At 72.8% G+C, this 20,158-nt stretch carries 29 protein-coding genes; 27 read left to right on the top strand and 2 right to left on the bottom strand.

The genetic code is table 11. The annotated features are described in order from the left end of the window. Positions 1-33 precede the first annotated feature (33 nt). From ACLQ21_RS09630 to ACLQ21_RS09605, 6 genes are all read left to right on the top strand, one after another. Positions 34-801, top strand: a complete 768-nt coding sequence (locus ACLQ21_RS09630) for a hypothetical protein (RefSeq protein ID WP_425663157.1) — start codon at positions 34-36, stop codon at positions 799-801. Between the two features lie 44 nt (positions 802-845). Continuing rightward, positions 846-1,295 (top strand): DUF1801 domain-containing protein, encoded by a 450-nt coding sequence (locus ACLQ21_RS09625; protein WP_425663155.1) that lies wholly within the window; start codon positions 846-848, stop codon positions 1,293-1,295. A 147-nt stretch (positions 1,296-1,442) separates the two neighbouring features. Then, a complete protein-coding gene (locus ACLQ21_RS09620) occupies positions 1,443-1,982 on the top strand; it encodes an OsmC family protein (protein WP_425663154.1) in 540 nt (179 codons plus the stop codon). A gap of 44 nt (positions 1,983-2,026) precedes the next feature. Further along, on the top strand, positions 2,027-2,593 hold the full coding sequence (locus ACLQ21_RS09615) for a dTDP-4-dehydrorhamnose 3,5-epimerase family protein (protein ID WP_425663152.1): 567 nt from the start codon (positions 2,027-2,029) through the stop codon (positions 2,591-2,593). After that, positions 2,586-2,816 carry an SCO4848 family membrane protein gene (locus tag ACLQ21_RS09610; RefSeq protein WP_425663151.1) on the top strand — a complete coding sequence of 77 codons (231 nt, stop codon included), beginning with the start codon at positions 2,586-2,588 and terminating at the stop codon, positions 2,814-2,816. The genes ACLQ21_RS09615 and ACLQ21_RS09610 overlap by 8 nt, the downstream gene beginning before the upstream one ends. 86 nt (positions 2,817-2,902) lie before the next feature. Continuing rightward, complete coding sequence (locus ACLQ21_RS09605; RefSeq protein ID WP_425663149.1) at positions 2,903-3,529, top strand: hypothetical protein; 627 nt, start codon at positions 2,903-2,905, stop codon at positions 3,527-3,529. Here ACLQ21_RS09605 and ACLQ21_RS09600 read toward each other — a convergent pair. After that, on the bottom strand, positions 3,505-4,299 hold the full coding sequence (locus ACLQ21_RS09600; protein WP_425663147.1) for an IclR family transcriptional regulator: 795 nt from the start codon (positions 4,297-4,299) through the stop codon (positions 3,505-3,507). The two genes, ACLQ21_RS09605 and ACLQ21_RS09600, sit on opposite strands and share 25 nt — an antisense overlap. Positions 4,300-4,393: 94 nt before the next feature. On the opposite strand from ACLQ21_RS09600, the gene hutH reads away from it, so the two are divergent. The 6 genes from hutH to ACLQ21_RS09570 are packed head-to-tail and all read left to right on the top strand — an operon-like array spanning position 4,394 to position 11,930. Continuing rightward, the gene (gene hutH / locus ACLQ21_RS09595) at positions 4,394-5,992 is read left to right on the top strand and encodes a histidine ammonia-lyase (RefSeq protein WP_425663145.1); all 1,599 of its coding nucleotides are present in this window, start codon (positions 4,394-4,396) and stop codon (positions 5,990-5,992) included. Then, positions 5,992-7,644, top strand: coding sequence for a urocanate hydratase (gene hutU / locus ACLQ21_RS09590; RefSeq protein WP_425663430.1), 1,653 nt, complete (start codon positions 5,992-5,994; stop codon positions 7,642-7,644). Before hutH ends, hutU begins: the two co-directional genes overlap by 1 nt. Position 7,645: 1 nt before the next feature. Then, positions 7,646-8,890 carry an imidazolonepropionase gene (gene hutI, locus ACLQ21_RS09585; RefSeq protein WP_425663143.1) on the top strand — a complete coding sequence of 415 codons (1,245 nt, stop codon included), beginning with the start codon at positions 7,646-7,648 and terminating at the stop codon, positions 8,888-8,890. A gap of 34 nt (positions 8,891-8,924) precedes the next feature. Continuing rightward, the gene (locus ACLQ21_RS09580; RefSeq protein WP_425663141.1) at positions 8,925-10,070 is read left to right on the top strand and encodes a type III polyketide synthase; all 1,146 of its coding nucleotides are present in this window, start codon (positions 8,925-8,927) and stop codon (positions 10,068-10,070) included. A gap of 7 nt (positions 10,071-10,077) precedes the next feature. Next, a complete protein-coding gene (locus ACLQ21_RS09575; RefSeq protein ID WP_425663139.1) occupies positions 10,078-10,809 on the top strand; it encodes a methyltransferase domain-containing protein in 732 nt (243 codons plus the stop codon). Then, complete coding sequence (locus ACLQ21_RS09570) at positions 10,806-11,930, top strand: FAD-dependent oxidoreductase (protein ID WP_425663137.1); 1,125 nt, start codon at positions 10,806-10,808, stop codon at positions 11,928-11,930. The genes ACLQ21_RS09575 and ACLQ21_RS09570 overlap by 4 nt, the downstream gene beginning before the upstream one ends. Here ACLQ21_RS09570 and ACLQ21_RS09565 read toward each other — a convergent pair. After that, the gene (locus ACLQ21_RS09565; protein ID WP_425663135.1) at positions 11,911-12,858 is read right to left on the bottom strand and encodes an arginase family protein; all 948 of its coding nucleotides are present in this window, start codon (positions 12,856-12,858) and stop codon (positions 11,911-11,913) included. The genes ACLQ21_RS09570 and ACLQ21_RS09565 overlap by 20 nt on opposite strands. Before the next feature lie 104 nt (positions 12,859-12,962). On the opposite strand from ACLQ21_RS09565, the gene ACLQ21_RS09560 reads away from it, so the two are divergent. The 15 genes from ACLQ21_RS09560 (at position 12,963) to rplE (ending at position 20,148) form a co-directional block, all read left to right on the top strand. Beyond that, the gene (locus ACLQ21_RS09560; RefSeq protein WP_425663133.1) at positions 12,963-13,190 is read left to right on the top strand and encodes an antitoxin; all 228 of its coding nucleotides are present in this window, start codon (positions 12,963-12,965) and stop codon (positions 13,188-13,190) included. A gap of 379 nt (positions 13,191-13,569) precedes the next feature. Further along, positions 13,570-13,878, top strand: a complete 309-nt coding sequence (gene rpsJ / locus ACLQ21_RS09555; protein ID WP_021010896.1) for a 30S ribosomal protein S10 — start codon at positions 13,570-13,572, stop codon at positions 13,876-13,878. Positions 13,879-13,886: 8 nt separating this feature from the next. Then, complete coding sequence (gene rplC, locus ACLQ21_RS09550; RefSeq protein ID WP_425663131.1) at positions 13,887-14,537, top strand: 50S ribosomal protein L3; 651 nt, start codon at positions 13,887-13,889, stop codon at positions 14,535-14,537. Positions 14,538-14,539: 2 nt separating this feature from the next. Then, a complete protein-coding gene (gene rplD, locus ACLQ21_RS09545; protein WP_425663129.1) occupies positions 14,540-15,214 on the top strand; it encodes a 50S ribosomal protein L4 in 675 nt (224 codons plus the stop codon). Further along, positions 15,211-15,510 carry a 50S ribosomal protein L23 gene (rplW, locus tag ACLQ21_RS09540; protein WP_343918769.1) on the top strand — a complete coding sequence of 100 codons (300 nt, stop codon included), beginning with the start codon at positions 15,211-15,213 and terminating at the stop codon, positions 15,508-15,510. Before rplD ends, rplW begins: the two co-directional genes overlap by 4 nt. Positions 15,511-15,527: 17 nt before the next feature. Beyond that, complete coding sequence (rplB, locus tag ACLQ21_RS09535; protein ID WP_425663127.1) at positions 15,528-16,367, top strand: 50S ribosomal protein L2; 840 nt, start codon at positions 15,528-15,530, stop codon at positions 16,365-16,367. A gap of 12 nt (positions 16,368-16,379) precedes the next feature. Further along, the gene (rpsS, locus tag ACLQ21_RS09530; protein ID WP_425663125.1) at positions 16,380-16,661 is read left to right on the top strand and encodes a 30S ribosomal protein S19; all 282 of its coding nucleotides are present in this window, start codon (positions 16,380-16,382) and stop codon (positions 16,659-16,661) included. A gap of 25 nt (positions 16,662-16,686) precedes the next feature. Then, entirely contained in the window at positions 16,687-17,055 is a 369-nt protein-coding gene (rplV, locus tag ACLQ21_RS09525; RefSeq protein ID WP_425663123.1) for a 50S ribosomal protein L22, read from the top strand. After that, positions 17,055-17,777 carry a 30S ribosomal protein S3 gene (rpsC, locus tag ACLQ21_RS09520; protein ID WP_343918761.1) on the top strand — a complete coding sequence of 241 codons (723 nt, stop codon included), beginning with the start codon at positions 17,055-17,057 and terminating at the stop codon, positions 17,775-17,777. Before rplV ends, rpsC begins: the two co-directional genes overlap by 1 nt. Before the next feature lie 3 nt (positions 17,778-17,780). Then, positions 17,781-18,200 (top strand): 50S ribosomal protein L16, encoded by a 420-nt coding sequence (gene rplP, locus ACLQ21_RS09515; RefSeq protein ID WP_425663121.1) that lies wholly within the window; start codon positions 17,781-17,783, stop codon positions 18,198-18,200. Beyond that, positions 18,200-18,535 carry a 50S ribosomal protein L29 gene (gene rpmC, locus ACLQ21_RS09510; protein WP_425663119.1) on the top strand — a complete coding sequence of 112 codons (336 nt, stop codon included), beginning with the start codon at positions 18,200-18,202 and terminating at the stop codon, positions 18,533-18,535. The genes rplP and rpmC overlap by 1 nt, the downstream gene beginning before the upstream one ends. After that, positions 18,535-18,819 (top strand): 30S ribosomal protein S17, encoded by a 285-nt coding sequence (gene rpsQ / locus ACLQ21_RS09505; protein ID WP_425663117.1) that lies wholly within the window; start codon positions 18,535-18,537, stop codon positions 18,817-18,819. The genes rpmC and rpsQ overlap by 1 nt, the downstream gene beginning before the upstream one ends. Positions 18,820-18,845: 26 nt before the next feature. Then, positions 18,846-19,214, top strand: coding sequence for a 50S ribosomal protein L14 (rplN, locus tag ACLQ21_RS09500; RefSeq protein WP_123697054.1), 369 nt, complete (start codon positions 18,846-18,848; stop codon positions 19,212-19,214). A 3-nt stretch (positions 19,215-19,217) separates the two neighbouring features. Beyond that, on the top strand, positions 19,218-19,589 hold the full coding sequence (gene rplX, locus ACLQ21_RS09495; protein WP_425663116.1) for a 50S ribosomal protein L24: 372 nt from the start codon (positions 19,218-19,220) through the stop codon (positions 19,587-19,589). Beyond that, positions 19,582-20,148 carry a 50S ribosomal protein L5 gene (gene rplE / locus ACLQ21_RS09490; RefSeq protein WP_425663115.1) on the top strand — a complete coding sequence of 189 codons (567 nt, stop codon included), beginning with the start codon at positions 19,582-19,584 and terminating at the stop codon, positions 20,146-20,148. The genes rplX and rplE overlap by 8 nt, the downstream gene beginning before the upstream one ends. Positions 20,149-20,158: the final 10 nt, after the last annotated feature.

Raw genomic sequence — 20,158 nt, 5'->3', positions numbered from 1 at the left:
CCCCCTTCGTCATGCGCGCGCTATCGTCACGGCGTGCAGCGCGACGCGTTCGACGAGTTCACCGACCGGCTCTCGGCATGGGCGTCGACGGCCGATGGCGTGCTCGGCCTCGTGCTGCAGGGCAGCACCGCGGGCACGAGCCATCCGCCCGACGGCTGGAGCGACCACGACTTCTCCGTCATCGCCGAGCCCGGGGCCACGGAGCGGCTGCGCTCGAGCACGGCGTGGCTCCCGAGGCGTGCCGCGGCCATCGCGCTGCACGAGCGCGACACCGAGCACGGCGCGTGGGTCGTCTACGACGACGGGCACCTGCTGGAGTACGCCGTGTTCACGCTCGACGAGCTCGCCTCGAGCCGCACCGGTGCGCACCGCGTGGTCGTCGACCGCGTCGGCGACCTCGCCGAGCGCATCCGACCGACGCTCTCGCCACCGCCGCGCGACCCGCGCAGGCTCGCGACCGCGCTGCACCGGGCTCTGCTGGTCGGGGGAGGGCGCGCCGCGCGCGGCGAGCGGCTGGTCGCCCGCCGCCACCTCGTCGACGCGGCCGGATCGCTGCTGGCCATCACGGCGCTGCTCGCGCCTCCCGAGCGCGCGGTCGGCGACCCGCACGACCTCTGGCGCCGCGTCGAGAGCACGCATCCCGCCGTCGCGGCCGCGCTCGAGCCGATCCTCGTCCGGAGCGACGCGACGGCGGCGCTCGAGCTCGCGCGGCTCGCCGAGCGGCTCGCCGGCGGGCAGGCGTGGTGGCCGGGTGAACTCGCGCTGGCGGTGCGCGAACGGCTCACCGCGGTGTCCGGCTGACCGACCGGCTGGACGTGCGCCCGGATGGAGCGCAGGATGGAGCCGTGGCAGAGCCGAAGACGAAGCCGACCGACGCGAGCGTGGAGGCGTTCCTCGACGCCGCGCAGCCGCCCCGACGGGTCGAGGAGGGGCACCGGCTCGCGACCATCATGCGCGAGGAGACGGGCATGGAGCCGGTCATGTGGGGGTCGTCGATGGTGGGCTACGGCTCGTACCACTACGTCTCAGCGTCGCGCACGTCGACGACCGAGGGGGACTGGCCCAAGGTGGCCTTCTCACCCAGGAAGGGCGCGATCTCGCTCTACGGGCTCAAGGATCAGCCGGAGGGTGCCGCGCTGCTGCCCGATCTCGGCGGCTACAGCGAGGGTGCGGGCTGCGTGTACGTGAAGCGCCTCGAGCAGGTCGACGAGCAGGTGCTGCGGCGCCTCATCCGCATCGCCTGGAGCCGCGGCGACGACCCCGTGCGCGGGGACGGGCGGCGCGACGACCGCTGAGGGGAGCAGCGGCCGCTCATGCCGCAACGCGCCCTGTCGCGCAAGCGTGTGACGGTTCGCGTCGCCACGCGACGCACCGTGACGCCCGGGCTTCGCGGGCACCCGTCGGCGCTGGGAGCGTGGGGACTCCCGACCTGAGGAGATCCCATGAGCACGACCACCGCATCCGTCCTCGACATCACCGCAGCCGCGCGCGACGCCCGCCTCGACGGCGCCGAGCGAGCCTGGGGCGACCGACTCGCCGCCGACGTGGCGAACGCCCGCCTCGTGGTCGGGGCCGACGGCACTGCGGAGGGCGCCGTCGCGACGGTCGTGCGCGTGGGCCGCCACGAGCTCGTCGTCGACGAGCCCGCCGGCCTCGCCGGTGACGACGCCGGCGCGAGCCCCGTCGAGTTCGCGCTCGCCGCCCTGCTCGGCTGCCAGACGGTCGTCTACCGGCTGTACGCCAAGCGGCTCGGCATCGCGATCGATCGCCTCTCGCTGCGGGCCGAGGGCGACCTCGACGTACGCGGCCTCTTCGGCGCCGACGACGTGCGTCCCGGATTCGCGGGGATCCGGGTGATCGTCGACATCGACGGCCCGGAGGCGCGCGAGCGCTACGACGAGCTGCGTGCGATCGTCGACGCGCACTGCCCGGTGCACGACCTGTTCTCGAACCCGACCCCGATCGAGACGCGCCTCGCCTGACGGCGCCGCCGGGCATCCGCTCGCCGCTGCCATAGCCTGGAGGCGTGGCGGAGATCATCGAGTTCGAGACGCAGCAGACGACCATCGAGGGCCTCGCCCTCATCCGCATGAAGCAGGTGGTCGAGGATCGCGGGACCGTGCGGGAGTTCTTCCGTGCCTCCGCGTTCGCTGAGGCGGGCATCCCGCTGCCCGCCTTCCGGCAGGTGAACGTCACCGAGACGAACCCCGGCGCGATCCGGGGGATGCACGGCGAGTCGATGGTGAAGCTCATCGCGATCGCGCACGGCACGGCGTGGGGCGCGTGGGTGGATGCGCGTGCCGATTCCCCGACGCGCGGCGCCGTCTTCCAGACCGCGCTCGAGCCCGGCGTGCAGATCCTCGTGCCCGAGGGCGTGTGCAACGGCTTCCAGTCGACGGGTGAGACCCCGACGCAGTACGTCTACTGCTTCACGGAGGAGTGGGTGCCGGGCATGACGGGCGTGGCGATCAGCCCGCTCGACCCGGCGCTCGGCATCCAGTGGCCGCTGCCGGTCGATGTCGACGACCGCTCGCGCATCAGCGAGAAGGACCTCGCAGCACCCTCCCTCGCCGAGGCCCTCGCCCGTGCCTGACCCCGTCGGCACCGCCGGCGCGGTCCTGCTGCTGATCGGCGCCGCCTTCAGCGTCATCGTGTGGCCGGCGTTCCTCCGACGCGTCGCCGCGGACCCCCGTGCACGGGACGCGGACGGCCGAGCGACGCGCTTCCTCACCGTGCACCTCACGCTCGTCGCGATCGCGATCGTGATCGCGATCGCGCAGGCGGTCGCCGGCGTCTGGTGGCTGCTCTCGCGCTGAGCTCCCAGCACGCTCCGGGGTGGATCCGGTTGGGTGGGACGCAGCCGGTGCACCGGGCGCCGGCTCGGAGAGCGAAGGTGCGAACCATGGCAGACAGCCCGATCCGCGACGGCGGCGATCAGCCGCTCGACGACGAGAAGCCGCTGCGCACGGCGGCCGAGACCGGAGCGACGAGCTCCGCGGCACCCCGGGGAGCCACGCCCACCGGGCACGGCGAGACGGGCGACGCCCCGCTGCCCGGCGGTGACGCGGCCGGCCCGCTGGACGGCGACGACCACGCCGGCACCGAGCCGCGCGAGCCCATCAGTGGCGAGCCGGGCGTGCCGGACCCCGACAAGGAGTACGATGGCGACGCCGACTTCGTCGCCGAGGCGACGGGCGAGCGCTACACGCGGAGCGTGCAGGAGGGGCTCGACCGGATCGACGAGCACAAGGCGCGCATCGCCGAGCTGGAGCAGGAGCGCGCCGGCGCTCCGGACGTGCCGGACGAGCCGCTCGAGCCGGGCCCCGGCGCACCCGAGCCGCCGACGGGGCCCGACTCGCCCGACGTGCCCGTGCTGCCGGATGCGCCGGGAGCCCCCGGTGCGCCGGCCGTGCCGGGCGCGCCGACCGGGCCGGATGCGCCGCAGGGCCCCGGCGTGCTGCGGCCGCCCTCCGGCGGCGCCGACCCGAGCGGCCTCGACGACCCCTACGACGGCGGCGTGCCCCGCTGAGCCTCGGCCGAGCTGCCGCCGAGCCTCCGCGTGAGCTCGGCGGCGGCGGCCGCGCACGCGGCGCCCAGCGCCGCCCACGCGTCGTCGTCGACGTCGACGAGGCGGAACGTGAGCCCGACCGACGCCGCGGGATAGTCGGCCGCGTCGCGCGCGGCCGCGGCGACCGAGCCGTAGGCCGCGTCGACCTCGCCGTCCTCGGTGGCCCAGCCGCGCCGCCGCACCGCGGCGAGCAGCGACGTGAGCGCGGCGCGCGTCGCCGGCCGCTCGCCCGCGAGGTCGCGGTCGCGCGGCAGCAGCGCACGCACCTGGTCGTCGCCGAGCGCCGCGAGCATCGCGCGGCCCGTCGCCGTGCGCACCGCGGGCAGCCGCACGCCGACGCGCGAGACGGTCATGGGTGAGCGCTTGCCCTCGCCGCGGCCCGCGTAGGCGACGTCGCTGCCGGCGAGCACGGCGAGGTGGCTCGTGGCCGGCACGGTCGCGCCCGCGACGAGCCGGTCGAGGATCGGCTGCGCGAGCCGCTCAAGACGAGTGGCGGCGGCGACGCGGGAGCCGATCTGCTGCACCCGGGCGCTCGGGCCCCACGCGCCCAGCTCGGGGTAGTGCACGAGGAAGCCCTCGTCGCGCATCACCTGCAGCAGCTGGTAGGCGCTCGAGCGCGGCAGGTCGAGCTCGCGCGCGATCGTCGCCGCGCGCACCGGTCCCGCTTGCTCCGCGAGCAGCGACAGCACCCGCAGCGCGCTGCGAGCCGCCGGCATCCGCGGCATCCCCATGCTGCTCCCTCCGCCGTCCCATGAGTCTTACATCTCAGACGCGATTGCGCACCGAGCCGGTGCGGTCGGCCCTGTGCGGCGGTGGAATGGGGCCATGGCAGTGGTCATCGGAGACGTCCCCCTCACCCGGCACGAGGTCGTGCAGGTCGCCCGCTTCGACGCGCCCGTCGAGCTCAGCGCGGGAGCGCTCGAGCGCATCGACGCGGCCCGCGCGATCATCGACGGCCTCGCCGCCGACACTCGGCCCCACTACGGGATCTCCACCGGCTTCGGCGCGCTCGCGAACACGTCGATCGCGCCGGGCGACCGCACACGGCTGCAGCAGTCGCTCATCCGCTCGCACGCCGCGTCGAGCGGCGAGGCGGTCGAGCGCGAGGTGGTGCGCGGCCTCATGCTGCTGCGGCTGCAGACGCTCGCGACCGGCCGCACGGGCATCCGCCGCGCCACGGCCGAGCTCTACGCGGCCATGCTCAACGCCGGCATCACGCCGGTCGTCGGCGAGTACGGCTCGCTCGGATGCTCGGGCGACCTCGCGCCGCTCTCGCACGTCGCGCTCGCGGCCATGGGGGAGGGCACGGTCGTGGTGGGCGCCAGCGGCGAGCTCGACGGGGAGATGGTGGATGCCGCCACGGCGCTCGAGCGCGCTGGCCTCACCCCCGTCGTGCTCGCCGAGAAGGAGGGGCTCGCGCTCGTCAACGGCACCGACGGCATGCTCGCGATGCTGTGCCTCGCGCTCGCCGACCTCGACAAGCTGCTCGACACCGCCGACCTCACCGCGGCGATGAGCGTGGAGGGGCTGCTCGGCACCGACGCGCCGTTCGCCGCCGACCTCATGGCGCTGCGCCCGCACCCGGGCCAGGCCACGAGCGCCGCGCAGATCGCCGCCCTGCTCGCCGACAGCCCCATCGTCGCGAGCCACAAGGTGCCAGAGGACACACGCGTCCAGGATGCCTATTCGCTGCGCTGCGCCCCGCAGGTGCACGGCACGGCGCGAGACACCGCCGCGCACGCTGCGCGGGTGGCCGAGATCGAGCTCGCGAGCGCGATCGACAACCCGGTCGTCCTGCCCGATGGCCGGGTCGTCTCGAACGGCAACTTCCACGGCGCGCCGATCGCCGCCGTGCTCGACTTCCTCGCCATCGCGATCGCCGACGTCGCCTCGATGAGCGAGCGCCGCAGCGACCGCTTCCTCGACCCCGCGCGCTCCTTCGGGCTGCCGCCGTTCCTCGCTCACGACCCGGGCGTCGACTCGGGCCTCATGATCGCCCAGTACACGCAGGCCGGCATCGTCTCGGAGCTCAAGCGGCTCGCGGTGCCCGCATCCGTCGACTCGATCCCCTCCAGCGCGATGCAGGAGGACCACGTCTCGATGGGCTGGGGCGCGGCCCGCAAGCTTCGCCGCGCGATCGACGGCCTCGGCCGCGTGCTCGCGATCGAGCTGATGACGGCGGCGCGCGGCATCGAGCTGCGCGACGCCCCGGCCGGCCCGCGCACGGGCCGGGTGATCGAGCACCTGCGCCGCCTCGTGCCCGGCATCGGCCCCGACCGGTTCCTCGCCCGCGACATCGAGGCGTCCGTCGCCTTCACGGTCGGCGGCGGCGCGCTCATCGCCGCCCGCCTGCTCGACCGCGTGGAGTCCTGGAGCACCGACGCCCCGTTCGAGACCGCATCCGCACACGAGGGAGACCGATGATGGAAGGCGCACGCGAGGTCCGCGCACACCGCGGCAGCGAGCTGCACACGAAGGGCTGGCAGCAGGAGGCCGCCCTGCGCATGCTGCAGAACAACCTCGACCCCGAGGTGGCCGAGCACCCCGACGAGCTCGTCGTCTACGGCGGCACCGGCAAGGCGGCGCGCGACTGGGCGTCGTTCGACGCGATCGTGCGCGAGCTCGAGCGGCTCGACGACGACGAGACGCTGCTCGTGCAGTCGGGCCGCCCCGTCGGCGTCATGCGCACCCACGCGTGGGCGCCGCGCGTGCTCATCGCCAACTCCAACCTCGTCGGCGACTGGGCGACGTGGCCCGAGTTCCGCCGGCTCGAGGCGGCGGGCCTCACGATGTACGGCCAGATGACCGCCGGCAGCTGGATCTACATCGGCACCCAGGGCATCCTGCAGGGCACCTTCGAGACCTTCGCGGCGGTCGCGCGCGCGCTCGGCCGCGAGAGCCTTGCCGGCACCATCACCCTCACCGCGGGCCTCGGCGGCATGGGCGGCGCTCAGCCGCTCGCCGTCACGATGAACGACGGCGTCGCGATCTGCGTCGAGGTCGACCCGAGCCGCATCGCGCGGCGCATCGAGCACCGGTACCTCGACGCCGAGGCGACGGACGTGGCGGATGCGCTCGCGCGCGCCGTCGAGGCGCGGGACGCCGGGCGGGCGCTCTCGATCGGCCTGCTCGGGAACGCCGCCGACGTCGTGCCCCAGCTGCTCGCGATGGGCGCGCCGATCGACATCGTCACCGACCAGACGAGCGCCCACGACCCGCTCGCGTACCTGCCGTCGGGCATCGCGTTCGAGGAGTGGGACGCCGAGCGCCGCCGCGACCCCGAGGGGTTCACGACGCTCGCCCGCGCGTCGATGGCGCGCCACGTCGAGGCGATGGTGGGGTTCCAGGCCGCCGGCGCCGAGGTGTTCGACTACGGCAACTCGATCCGCGCCGAGGCGCAGCTCGGCGGCTTCGACGACGCGTTCGCGTTCCCCGGGTTCGTGCCCGCCTACATCCGGCCGCTGTTCTGCGAGGGCAAGGGCCCGTTCCGCTGGGCGGCGCTCTCGGGCGACCCCGAGGACATCCGCAGGACCGACGAGGCGATCCTCGAGCTCTTCCCCGAGGACGCGCACCTCGCCCGCTGGATCCGCATGGCGCAGGAGCGCGTGCAGTTCCAGGGGCTGCCGGCGCGCATCTGCTGGCTCGGCGCGGGCGAGCGGCACCGCGCAGGCCTGCGCTTCAACGAGATGGTCGCCGACGGCACGCTCTCGGCACCGATCGTGATCGGCCGCGACCACCTCGACAGCGGCTCGGTCGCGAGCCCCTACCGCGAGACCGAGGCCATGCGCGACGGCTCCGACGCCATCGCCGACTGGCCGCTGCTCAACGCGCTCGTCAACACCTCGTCGGGCGCGAGCTGGGTCTCGATCCACCACGGCGGCGGCGTCGGCATCGGCCGCTCGATCCACGCGGGGCAGGTCACGGTCGCCGACGGCACCGAGCTGGCCGCCGAGAAGCTCGAGCGGGTGCTCTCGAACGACCCCGCCATGGGCGTCATCCGCCACGTCGACGCCGGCTACGACGAGGCGATCACCGCGGCCGACGAGCGCGGCATCCCGATCCCGATGCGGCGCTGACGTGGCAGACCGGGGACGCTCGACGCTCATCACCGGCATCGGCGAGCTCACGACCAACGACGACGAGCTCGGACGGATGCGCGACGCGGCCGTCGTCGTCGAGGGCGACGCCATCGCGTGGGTCGGCGGCGCCGCCGATGCGCCGGCCGCAGACGAGCGGGTCGACGTCGGCGGCCGTGCCGTGCTGCCCGGCTGGGTCGACAGCCACACCCACCTCGTGTTCGCCGGCGACCGGACCGCGGAGTTCGAGGCCCGCATGGCGGGGCAGGCGTACGCGGCGGGCGGCATCGCCCAGACGGTCGCAGCGACCCGCGCCGCGAGCGACACCGCGCTGGCGGCCAATCTCGACCGGCTCGCGGACGAGGCGCTGCGCGGCGGCACGACGGCGCTCGAGACCAAGACCGGCTACGGGCTCACGATCGCCGACGAGCTGCGCAGCGCGCGCATCGCCGCGGGACGCGCCGACGCGGTGACGTTCCTCGGCGCGCACCTCGTGCCGCCCGGCTGGGCCGACGACGGCGCGGATGCAGACGCCTACGTCGATCTCGTGGCCGGCGACATGCTCGCCGCCGTCGCGCCGCACGTCGACGCGGTCGACGTGTTCTGCGAGCGCGGCGCCTTCGACGAGCCGCAGTCGCGTCGCGTGCTCGAGGCCGCCCGCGCCCGAGGGCTGGCCCTGCGTGTGCACGGCAACCAGCTGGGGCCCGGTCCCGGCGTGCGGCTCGCGGTCGAGCTCGGGGCGCTGAGCGTCGACCACGTCGCGTTCCTCGACGATGAGGAGGTCGCGCTGCTCGCGGAGAGCTGGCACGGCGGCCGCGGGACGGTCGCGACGGTGCTGCCCGCGTGCGATCTCTCGACGCGCATGCCGCTCGCCCCCGCGCGTCGCCTGCTCGACGCGGGCGCCGTCGTCGCGATCGCGACGAACTGCAACCCCGGCACGTCGTACACGACCTCGATGGCGTTCTGCGTCGCGACCGCGGTGCTGCAGATGGGGCTCTCGATCGAGGAGGCGGTGCGGGCGGCGACCCTCGGCGGCGCCGTCGCGCTCGACCGCGACGCCCCGCGCATCGCCGCCGACGGCCGGGCGCTCCTGCCGCTGGGCCGCATCCGCCCCGGCGCGCGAGCCGACCTGCAGGTGCTCGACGCGCCGTCGATCACGCACCTCGCCTACCGACCCGGCGTGCCGCTCGTGCACGCGGTCTGGCGGGCCGGCTCCCCGGTGGTCGGCGCGCGCCCGATTCCCTAGCGGAGTCCAGGTCGTCCCCCGTACGCTCCGGAGCATGACCGTGCGCCTCAGAGGACTGTCGACGGCCGTGCCGACGACCCAGCTCGTGCAGACCGAGGTCGAGCAGGTGTTCGGCTCGCAGCCCGGCCTGTCGAGGCTCGCCCAGCGCATCGTCTCGACGTCGTTCGGGCTGTCGGGCATCGACCACCGCTACACGGTGCTCGACGAGCTCACGCTCGACGGCCCCGCGCCCGACGAGCCGGTGTTCTACGACCGCGAGTCCGGCCGCCTGCTCGATCCCGGCACCCGGGTGCGGATGGACCGCTACGCCGAGCACGCGTCGCGGCTCTACGTCGAGGCGGGGCGGGCGGCGCTCGCGGCCGTGCCGAGCATCGCGGCGGCCGACGTCACGCACGTCATCACCGTCTCGTGCACGGGCTTCTACGCACCGGGCCCCGACTTCGTGCTCGCCCGCGACCTGGGGCTGCCGGCGGGCGTGCAGCGCTACCACCTCGGCTTCATGGGCTGCTACGCGTCGATGCCGGCGCTGCGGCTCGCCTCGCAGCTGTGCCAGGCCGACCCCGCGGCGGTCGTGCTCGTCGTGAGCGTCGAGCTCTGCACGCTCCACCTGCGCACCTCGAACGACCCCGACACGATCGTGGCGACGTCGCTGTTCGGCGACGGCGCCGGCGCTGGGCTCGTCACCTCGCGCGAGCTCGAGCCGGGCGAGCGCGCCTTCGAGCTCGACGCGTTCGCGACCCGCACGACGCCGCAGGGCGAGGGCGCGATGGCGTGGCGGATCGGCGACCACGGCTTCGAGATGGTGCTCTCGAACGCCGTGCCGTCGCTCATCGGCGAGCACATCACCGGCGCGATCGAGCCGCTGCTCGAGGCGGAGGCGCCTCTCGTGGGCGCGCTGCACGACGGCGCCGTCGGCGGGGCGATCGAGCACTGGGCGATCCACCCGGGCGGCCGCAGCATCCTCGACCACGTCGAGTCGACCCTGCGGCTCTCGGAGCCGCAGCTCGTGCCCGCTCGCGAGACGCTGCGCGACTTCGGCAACATGTCGAGCGCGACCGTGCTCTTCGTGCTCGACCGCATCCTCCGCGACCCGGGGGCGACCGACGGCGACCGCGTGGCCGCGATGGCGTTCGGGCCGGGCCTCACCGTCGAGTCGGCGCTGCTCACCGTCCGGGGCTGAGCGCGCCGTGCCGCTCGGCTGGCTGCTCGCGCGCGACGCGGACGCGCGCGAGACGATGGACGACCCGGGCTGCGACCCGGCGACGCTTGCCCGCACGTACGCGCGCTTCGACCTCGTGAACGCGGTGGTCTCCGGCAGAGGCGCGATCTACCGCCGCTGGATCCGGCCGCGGCTGCGCGCGGGCCAGGCCGTGCGGCTGCTCGACGTCGGCACCGGCGGCGCCGACCTGCCCCGGCGGATGCTGCGCTGGGCCGCGCGGGAGCCCGGCAGGCTCGACGTGGTCGCGATCGACCCGGATGCGCGCGCGATCGCGTTCGCGCGCGCCGAGCCCGCCGTGCCGGGGCTCGAGCTGCGGCAGGCAGCGACGGGCGACCTCGTCGCCGCGGGGGAGCGCTTCGACGTGGTCGTCTCGAACCACGTGCTCCACCACTTGACGCCGCGCGAGCTTGGCGCGATCCTCGCCGACTCCGAGGCGCTGCTCGCGCCCGGGGGAGTGGCCGTCCACGCCGACATCGCGCGCTCCGCGCTCGCGTACGCGGGCTTCGCGGTCGGCACGCTGCCCTTCGAGCCGACGCTGCTTCGCGACACCTACATCCGCGCCGACGGGCTGACGTCGATCCGGCGCAGCCACACGCCCGCCGAGCTCGCGGCGGCCGCGCCGCCCGGCTGGAGCGTGCGCCGCGGCGTTCCGTTCCGGCTCGAGCTCGTGCGGCCTCAGCTCGTCCGGCCCCGGCCGTGAGCGCGCGGCACGACGTCGCGATCGTCGGCGGCGGCGCCGTCGGCCTGCACCTCGCGTGCCTGCTCGCGCAGCGCGGCGTCGACGTCGTGGTGCTCGAGCGGCGCACCGAGCCGTCGCACCTCTCGCGCGCGATCGGCATCCACGCGCCGGGCCTCGCCGCGCTCGACGCCGCGGGCGTCGGCGACGCGGTGCGGGCCGCGGCGATCCGGATCCGCTCCGGCGTCGCGCTCAGCCGCGGCCGGCTTCTCGCGCGCCTGCCATTCGAGCACGAGCCCATCCTCGCGCTGCAGCAGCATCGCACCGAGGCGCTGCTGCGTGAGCGGCTCGCGGCGCTCGCGCCGGGCGCGCTCAGGCAGGGCGTCGAGCTCGTCGGGCTCGCGAGCGGGGCCGACGACGTCGAGCTCGCCGCCCGCGGGACGAGTCCCGTGCGCGCCCGCTGGGCCGTCGGCGCGGACGGCGTGCGGAGCACGACCCGAGCGCTGCTCGGCATCCCCACCGGGGCGCGCCCCGGCAGCGGCGGCTATGCGATGGCCGACGCGCCCGACGCGACCGGCGCCGCGGCGACCGCGCTGCTGCACCTCGAACCCGCGGGCATCGTCGAGTCGTTCCCCATGCCGGGCGGCCAGCGGCGCTGGGTCGCGCGGCTCGCGGCGCCCGAGCCCGGCATGACCACCGAGGGCCTGCAGCGCATCCTCGACGAGCGGCTGCTCGCGCCGCCCCGACTGCCGCCGCTCGCGCCCACGAGCGCCTTCGTGGCGCGTCAGCGGCTGGCCGACCGCTTCGCGCTCGGCAGGGTCGCGCTCGTCGGCGACGCAGCGCACGAGGTCAGCCCGATCGGCGGGCAGGGGATGAGCCTCGGCTGGCTCGACGCGCTCGCGCTCGACCGGGCGCTCGCCGCCGCGCTCGACGGCTCGGGCGAGGCCGGCGCGCCCTTCGCGGCCTACGAGCGGGCTCGGCGCCCCGCCGCCGAGCGTGCCATGCGCCGCGCGTGGTGGAACATGGCCATGGGCTCGCCCGCGAGCGCGCCGCGGCTCGCGCTCCGCCTCGCGCTCGTGCGGACGCTCGCGGTGCCGCCGGGCAGGACCGCGGTCACCGCCGCGTTCACGATGCGCGGGCTGTGACCCCCGGGTGCGCGAGCTCGGGTCGCTCCGCCAGGGCGGCGAGCGACTCGAGCACGCACAGGGCGGTGAGGCGCACGGTGCGGCCGTCGGGAGCGTCGGCGGTGGCGTCGACCTCGGTGAGGTCGAGCGAGACGACCGCGTCGTGGCCCACGATCGCCCGGACGAGCGCACGGAGCTGCCACGCGCTGAGCCCGCCGGGCGTGGACGCGGGGCAGCCCGGGGCGACCGAGCGGTCGCACGCGTCGACGTCGATGTCGAGGTGCACCGGCCCGCCCGCGGCGCCCGCGATCGCCACGGCACGGGCGGCGATCGCCGCGAGCGGCTGCTGCTCGAGCTCGCCGCGAGAGACGACGGTGATCCCGGCATCGCGGGCGCGCGCCGCGTAGGCGGCGGAGTTGGCGAAGTCCTGGATGCCGAGCTGCACCACGCGCCCGCCGTCGAGCCCCGCCTCGAGCAGGCGCCGCACCGGCGACCCGTTGCTGCGCCCGTCGCGGAGGTCGTGGTGCGCGTCGATCGTGATGAGGCCGGCCGTGCCGATGCGGTCGCCCCAAGCGCCGAGCGCCGCCGGCACGGTCGCGGCGTTGTCGCCGCCGAGCGCGATGACGAGCCGGCCCCGCGCCGCCGCCCGCGCCACGAGCGCCGTCGCCGCCTCCTCGTCGCCGTCGGGCTCCACGGCATCGCCCGCGTCCGCGATCCGCAGCCGGTCGAGGCCCGCGCCGCCGATGGCGTGCGGCGAGTACCGCCGCAGCGCGTCGCGCACTGCGGCGGGCGTCGCGTGCGCACTCGTCGGGCTGAGCGACGTCGCGTGCGTGCCGAGGCCGACGAGCACGGCGTCGAGCGCGCCCTCGACCGCATCGAGCGCCGGCCAGTCGCCGGCGCGAGGCCAGCTGGGATCGTGGGGCAGTCGTTGAGGGAGCGGCGGTGCCATGTCGCGAGCGTAGCGACGGCCGATCCAGCCCTGGCGGTTCCCAGCGGCATGTGCTTCGGTGGCTCCGACGCCGCGAACGACCCCGGCGTCGGCGGGAGGCATGCATGGGCATCGACGACCTCGTGAACAAGGCGAAGGACGCGCTCCACGGCGAGCACGGCGAGCAGGCCAGCGACCGGGGCATCCAGGGCGCAGGCGACGGCTTCGACCGGCTCAGCGGAGGGCGGTTCGCAGAGCACACCGACGGCATGCAGGAGCACGCGGATCGGGCGCTCGGCGGAGACGCAGACGCTGCCACGGCGCAGACGCAGGACGACGCACCGCGCCACTAGGCGCAGGGCACCGAGGGGCGGGGAGCGAATCCCCGCCCCTCCGCACGTCCGGGCGCGGTGCCTCCCCGGGCGGCGCGCCGCGCCAGCACTGCGGAGTTAGCGCGACACGCCCGGGTTGCACGAACATCCGCATCCGTGCGAGAATCGACAGGTTGCAAACGCGGCGTCTCACGCCGCTCACTGCCCTGGCAGTGCACAGGACGATCACGATCCTGGGCCGCGGGCAGCCGACTCAGAACTTCACCGAAATCGAGCATGGCATGGCCGTGCTCGGCCCCGGTGCGCGCCCCTCGCGGGCATTGACAGAAGAACAGCGGTGCACTGACAGGTGCGTTGCGAGCAGCCCTCCCAGGCTGCGTCGACAGGAAGAGAGTCAGCCATGGCGGGACAGAAGATCCGCATCCGACTGAAGTCGTACGACCACGAGGTCATCGACTCCTCGGCGCGCAAGATCGTCGACACCGTGACCCGTGCGGGCGCGACGGTTGTGGGCCCGGTGCCCCTGCCGACCGAGAAGAACGTGGTCGTGGTGATCCGGTCTCCTCACAAGTACAAGGACAGCCGCGAGCACTTCGAGAAGCGCACGCACAAGCGACTCATCGACATCATCGATCCGACGCCGAAGGCGGTCGACTCGCTCATGCGCCTCGACCTGCCCGCTGACGTCAACATCGAGATCAAGCTCTAAGGAACGCAATGTCGAAGATCACGACGACTCGCGGCCTGCTCGGCACGAAGCTCGGGATGACCCAGGTCTGGGATGAGCAGAACAAGCTCGTCCCCGTCACGGTGCTCGAGATCACGCCGAATGTGGTCACGCAGATCCGCACGCCCGAGAAGGACGGCTACGCAGCCATCCAGATCGCCGCCGGCCAGATCGACCCGCGCAAGGTCAACCAGCCCGCCGCCGGTCACTTCGAGGCCGCCGGCGTCACGCCGCGCCGCCACCTCACCGAGGTCCGCACCGACAACGCCGGTGTCTACGAGCTCGGCCAGGAGCTCTCCGTCGACCTGTTCGCCGCCGGCCAGAAGGTCGACGTCGTCGGGACGTCGAAGGGCAAGGGCTTCGCCGGTGTCATGAAGCGCCACAACTTCGCCGGCGTCTCCGCATCGCACGGTGCGCACCGCAACCACCGCAAGCCTGGCTCGATCGGTGCATCGTCCACGCCCAGCCGCGTCTTCCGCGGCATGCGCATGGCCGGTCGCATGGGCGGCGAGCGCGTGTCGGTGCTGAACCTCACGGTCCACTCGATCGACGTCGAGCAGGGCCTCATGCTCGTCAAGGGCGCCGTCCCCGGTGCCCGCGGCCGACTCGTGTTCGTCCGCAACGCTGTGAAGGGAGCCTGAGCATGACCACCCAGGTCGCAATCGTCGACACGCAGGGCAAGCAGGCCGGCTCGGTCGAGCTGCCCGCGAGCATCTTCGACGTCCAGACGAACGTTCCGCTCATCCACCAGGTCGTCGTCGCGCAGCTCGCTGCCGCACGTCAGGGCACGCACGCGACCAAGGGTCGCGGCGAGGTGTCCGGATCCGGTGCCAAGCCGTTCAAGCAGAAGGGCACCGGCCGCGCCCGTCAGGGCTCGGTCCGCATGCCGCAGCACCGCGGCGGTGGCATCGTCCACGGCCCGCAGCCGCGCGACTACTCGCAGCGCACCCCCAAGAAGATGATCGCCGCGGCGCTCCTCGGCTCGCTGTCGGACCGCGCTCGCGGTGGCCGGCTGCACGTCGTCGAGTCGTTCGGTGCCGGTGACGCCCCGAAGACCCGCGTCGCCGTCGAGATGCTCTCGGCGATCGGCGTCGCGAAGAACGTGCTGGTCGTGCTCGACCGCACCGAGGAGACCGCAGCGCTCACCGTGCGCAACCTCCCCGAGGTGCACGTGCTCACGTGGGACCAGCTCAACGCCTACGACGTGCTCGTGAGCGACGACATCGTCTTCACGAAGGCCGCCTACGAGGCGTTCGTCGCAGCCAAGTCCCCCAAGGCCCCGAAGGCCGATGAGGCAGAGAAGGACGAGAACCGATGAGCGGCTACAACAAGGACCCTCGCGACATCATCATCCGCCCGATCGTGTCCGAGAAGAGCTACGCGCTCATCGACATGGGCAGCTACACGTTCGAGGTCGACCCGCGCGCCACCAAGACCGAGGTCAAGCTGGCGATCGAGAAGATCTTCGGCGTCAAGGTCGAGCGCGTCAACACTCTCAATCGCGTCGGCAAGACGCGCCGTACCCGCTTCGGCACTGGCAAGCGCAAGGACACCAAGCGCGCCATCGTCAAGCTGAAGTCCGGCTCGATCGACATCTTCACGACTGTCGGCTGAGCGGAAGGAACAAGACCATGGCCATTCGCAAGTACAAGCCGACGACCCCCGGTCGTCGCGGCTCCTCCGTCGCGGACTTCGCTGAGATCACCCGGTCGACGCCCGAGAAGTCGCTGCTGCGCCCGCTGCCCAAGACGGGCGGCCGCAACAACACCGGTCGCATCACGACGCGCCACATCGGTGGCGGTCACAAGCGCCAGTACCGCGTCATCGACTTCCGTCGCAACGACAAGGACGGCGTCAACGCCCGCGTCGCGCACATCGAGTACGACCCGAACCGCACGGCGCGCATCGCGCTCCTGCACTTCGAGGACGGCACGAAGCGCTACATCCTCGCGCCGAACAAGCTCAAGCAGCACGACGTCGTCGAGTCCGGCGCAGGCGCCGACATCAAGCCCGGCAACAACCTGCCGCTGCGCAACATCCCCACGGGTACGGTCATCCACGCGATCGAGCTCCGTCCGGGTGGCGGCGCCAAGCTGGCCCGCTCCGCCGGTGCATCGGTCCGCCTCGTCGCCAAGGACGGCCCCTACGCGCAGCTCCGCCTGCCGTCGGGCGAGATCCGCAACGTCGACGCGCGCTGCCGCGCCACGATCGGCGAGGTCGGCAACGCCGAGCAGTCGAACATCAACTGGGGCAAGGCCGGTCGCAAGCGCTGGCTCGGTGTCCGTCCGACCGTCCGCGGTGTCGCCATGAACCCGGTCGACCACCCGCACGGTGGCGGCGAGGGCAAGACGAGCGGTGGTCGCCACCCCGTCAGCCCGTGGGGTCAGGCCGAGGGCCGCACCCGCCGGCCGAACAAGCCGAGCGACAAGCTCATCGTCCGCCGCCGCTCGACCGGCAAGAAGAAGCGCTAGTAGGAGAGTCCGATGCCCCGCAGCCTCAAGAAGGGTCCGTTCGTCGACGACCACCTCCTCACCAAGGTGGCTCGACAGAACGAGGCCGGCAGCAAGAACGTCATCAAGACGTGGTCGCGCCGTTCGATGATCGTGCCGGCCATGCTCGGTCACACGATCGCCGTGCACGACGGTCGCAAGCACATCCCGGTCTTCGTCACAGAGACGATGGTCGGCCACAAGCTGGGCGAGTTCGCGCCCACCCGCACCTTCCGTGGACACGTGAAGGACGACAAGAAGGGTCGTCGCCGCTAACGCGGCGGCGAAGAAGGAGAAGGCAATGGTTGAGTCGATCGCTCGCGTTCGTCACATCCGCGTGACCCCTCAGAAGGCCCGCCGTGTCGTCGACATGATCCGCGGCAAGCAGGCCGAGGAGGCCCTCGCGATCCTGAAGTTCGCCCCGCAGGGCGCCTCGGAGCCGGTGTACAAGCTCGTCGCCTCGGCGATGGCGAACGCCCGGGTCAAGGCCGACGCGACGAACGAGTACCTCGACGAGCAGGACCTGTACGTGGCCCGCGCGTTCGTCGATGAGGGCACCACGCTCAAGCGGTTCCAGCCGCGTGCGCAGGGTCGCGCGTTCCGCATCAACAAGCGGACCAGCCACATCACCGTCGTGCTCGCGACGCCGACCACGGAGGACGAGAACTAATGGGACAGAAGGTCAACCCCTACGGCTTCCGCCTCGGCATCACCACCGACCACGTGTCGCGCTGGTTCGCCGAGTCGACCAAGCCGGGGCAGCGCTACGCCGACTACGTCGCTGAGGACATCCGCATCCGCAGGATGCTGTCCACCAGCCTCGACCGCGCAGGCGTCGCCCGCATCGAGATCGAGCGCACCCGTGACCGCGTGCGCGTCGACATCCACACCGCCCGCCCGGGCATCGTGATCGGCCGCCGCGGCGCCGAGGCCGAGCGCATCCGCGCCGACCTCGAGAAGCTCACCGGCAAGCAGATCCAGCTGAACATCCTCGAGGTCAAGAACCCCGAGGCCTCGGCGCAGCTCGTCGCACAGGGCATCGCCGAGCAGCTCAGCGCTCGCGTGGCGTTCCGCCGTGCGATGCGCAAGGGCCTCCAGTCGGCGCAGCGCGCCGGCGCCAAGGGCGTGAAGATCAAGGTCTCCGGCCGCCTCGGCGGCGCCGAGATGAGCCGCAGCGAGCAGTACCGCGAGGGCCGCGTGCCCCTGCACACGCTCCGCTCGAACATCGACTACGGCTTCTACGAGGCCAAGACGACCTTCGGTCGCATCGGCGTGAAGGTCTGGATCTACAACGGCGAGCTCACCAACCGCGAGCTGGCTCGCGAGCAGGCGAACCAGAAGCCGCAGCGCGAGCGCCGCGGCCCCCGTCGCGACGCACCAGTGGAGGCGTAAACCATGCTGATTCCCCGTCGAGTCAAGCACCGCAAGCAGCACCACCCGAAGCGCACCGGTCAGGCGACCGGTGGCACCCAGGTGGCGTTCGGCGACTTCGGCATCCAGGCGCTCACGCCTGCCTACGTCACCAACCGTCAGATCGAGGCTGCCCGAATCGCCATGACGCGCCACATCAAGCGCGGCGGCAAGGTGTGGATCAACATCTACCCGGACCGTCCCCTCACGAAGAAGCCCGCCGAGACCCGCATGGGTTCCGGCAAGGGCTCGCCCGAGTGGTGGGTCGCGAACGTCAAGCCCGGCCGAGTCCTCTTCGAGGTCGCCGGCGTCAACGAGGAGCTCGCACGCGAGGCGATGATGCGAGCCATCCACAAGCTGCCGCTCAAGGCACGCATCATCAAGCGCGAGGAGGCTGACGCATAATGGCGATCGGTTCCAAGGAGCTCATGCCCGCCGAGCTCGCAACCATGGACGACGAGCGTCTCGTCGTCGAGCTCAAGCGGGCGAAGGAAGAGCTGTTCAACCTGCGCTTCCAGTCGGCCACCGGCCAGCTGGACTCGCACGGCCGCCTGCGCGCCGTCAAGCGCGACATCGCGCGGCTGTACACCGTGATCCGCGAGCGCGAGCTCGGCATCAGCGCCTCCCCGGCGCCCGTCGAGAAGGCCGCGGAGAAGAAGAAGTCCAAGAAGGCCGACGAGGCCAAGAAGGCCGACGAGGCCAAGCCGGCCGACGAGGCCGAGAAGTCTGAGGAGAAGTGATGGCCACCGAGCAGCCCACGGGCGAGGCCGCGCAGCGCGGCTACCGCAAGTCGCGCATCGGCTACGTCGTCTCCGACAAGATGGAGAAGACCGTCGTCGTCGAGGTCGAGGACCGCGTCAAGCACCCCCTGTACGGCAAGGTGCTGCGCAAGTCCTCGAAGGTCAAGGCGCACGATGAGCAGAACGCCGCCGGCATCGGCGACCGCGTCCTGATCGCAGAGACCCGTCCGACGAGCGCCACCAAGCGCTGGCGCATCGTCGAGATCCTCGAGAAGGCCAAGTAGGCCTCGGCCTCGAAGGAGATCCAGACATGATCCAGCAGGAATCCCGCGTCAAGGTTGCCGACAACACCGGCGCCAAGCAGCTCCTGACCATCCGCGTGCTCGGCGGCTCCGGCCGTCGCTACGCCGGACTGGGCGACACGATCGTCGCCACGGTCAAGGACGCCATCCCCGGTGGTGCGGTCAAGAAGGGCGATGTCGTCAAGGCCGTCATCGTCCGCACCGTGAAGTCCACCCGCCGTCCCGACGGCTCCTACATCAAGTTCGACGAGAACGCAGCAGTCATCCTGAAGAACGACGGCGACCCGCGAGGCACTCGCATCTTCGGTCCCGTCGGTCGCGAGCTCCGCGACAAGCGCTTCATGAAGATCGTCTCGCTCGCACCGGAGGTGATCTGACCCATGGCCAGCATCAAGAAGGGCGACCTCGTCGTCGTCATCGCCGGCGCGCGCGAGTCGCGCGGCGGCGACCGGGGCAAGACCGGCCGCGTGATCGAGGTCCTGCGCGAGCAGAACCGCGTGATCGTGGAGGGCGTCAACCTCGTCACCAAGCACATCAAGGTCGGCCAGACCAACCGCGGCACCCGCACGGGCGGCATCGAGACCCACGAGGCCCCGATCCACATCTCGAACGTGGCCCTCGTCGACCCCGAGTCGAAGAAGCCCACGCGAGTGCGCAGCGAAATCACGTCCGTCGAGAAGAACGGCGTCACGACCACGCAGAAGGTCCGCGTCGCCTCGAAGTCGGGCAAGGAGATCAAGAGCAATGACTGACACCGCAGTTCGCCTGCCCAGGCTCAAGCAGCAGTACCGCGAGACGATCGTGCCGCACCTCCGCGAGGAGTTCAGCTACGCCAACGTCATGCAGGTGCCCGGCCTGACCAAGATCGTGGTCAACACGGGCGTCGGCGAGGCCGCGCGCGACTCCAAGGTGATCGAGGGCGCCATCCGCGACCTCACGCAGATCACCGGGCAGAAGCCGATGGTGACCGCCGCTCGCAAGTCGATCGCGCAGTTCAAGCTGCGTGACGGCATGCCGATCGGTGCGCACGTGACGCTCCGCGGAGACCGCATGTGGGAGTTCCTCGACCGTCTGCTGACGCTCGCGCTCCCGCGCATCCGCGACTTCCGCGGCCTGAGCCCGAAGCAGTTCGACGGCAACGGCAACTACACCTTCGGTCTCCAGGAGCAGTCGGTGTTCCACGAGATCGACCAGGACAAGATCGACCGCGTCCGCGGGTTCGACATCACCGTCGTCACGACGGCGAAGTCGGATGACGAGGGTCGCGCGCTGCTCAAGGCGCTCGGCTTCCCCTTCAAGACCGACTCCTGACCCCATCGGC

The organism is Agrococcus sp. DT81.2 (assembly GCF_049844935.1).
Lineage (GTDB): Bacteria > Actinomycetota > Actinomycetes > Actinomycetales > Microbacteriaceae > Agrococcus.
Note: the sequence above shows the minus strand (reverse complement) of the source record. Positions and strands in the feature narration are given on the sequence as shown.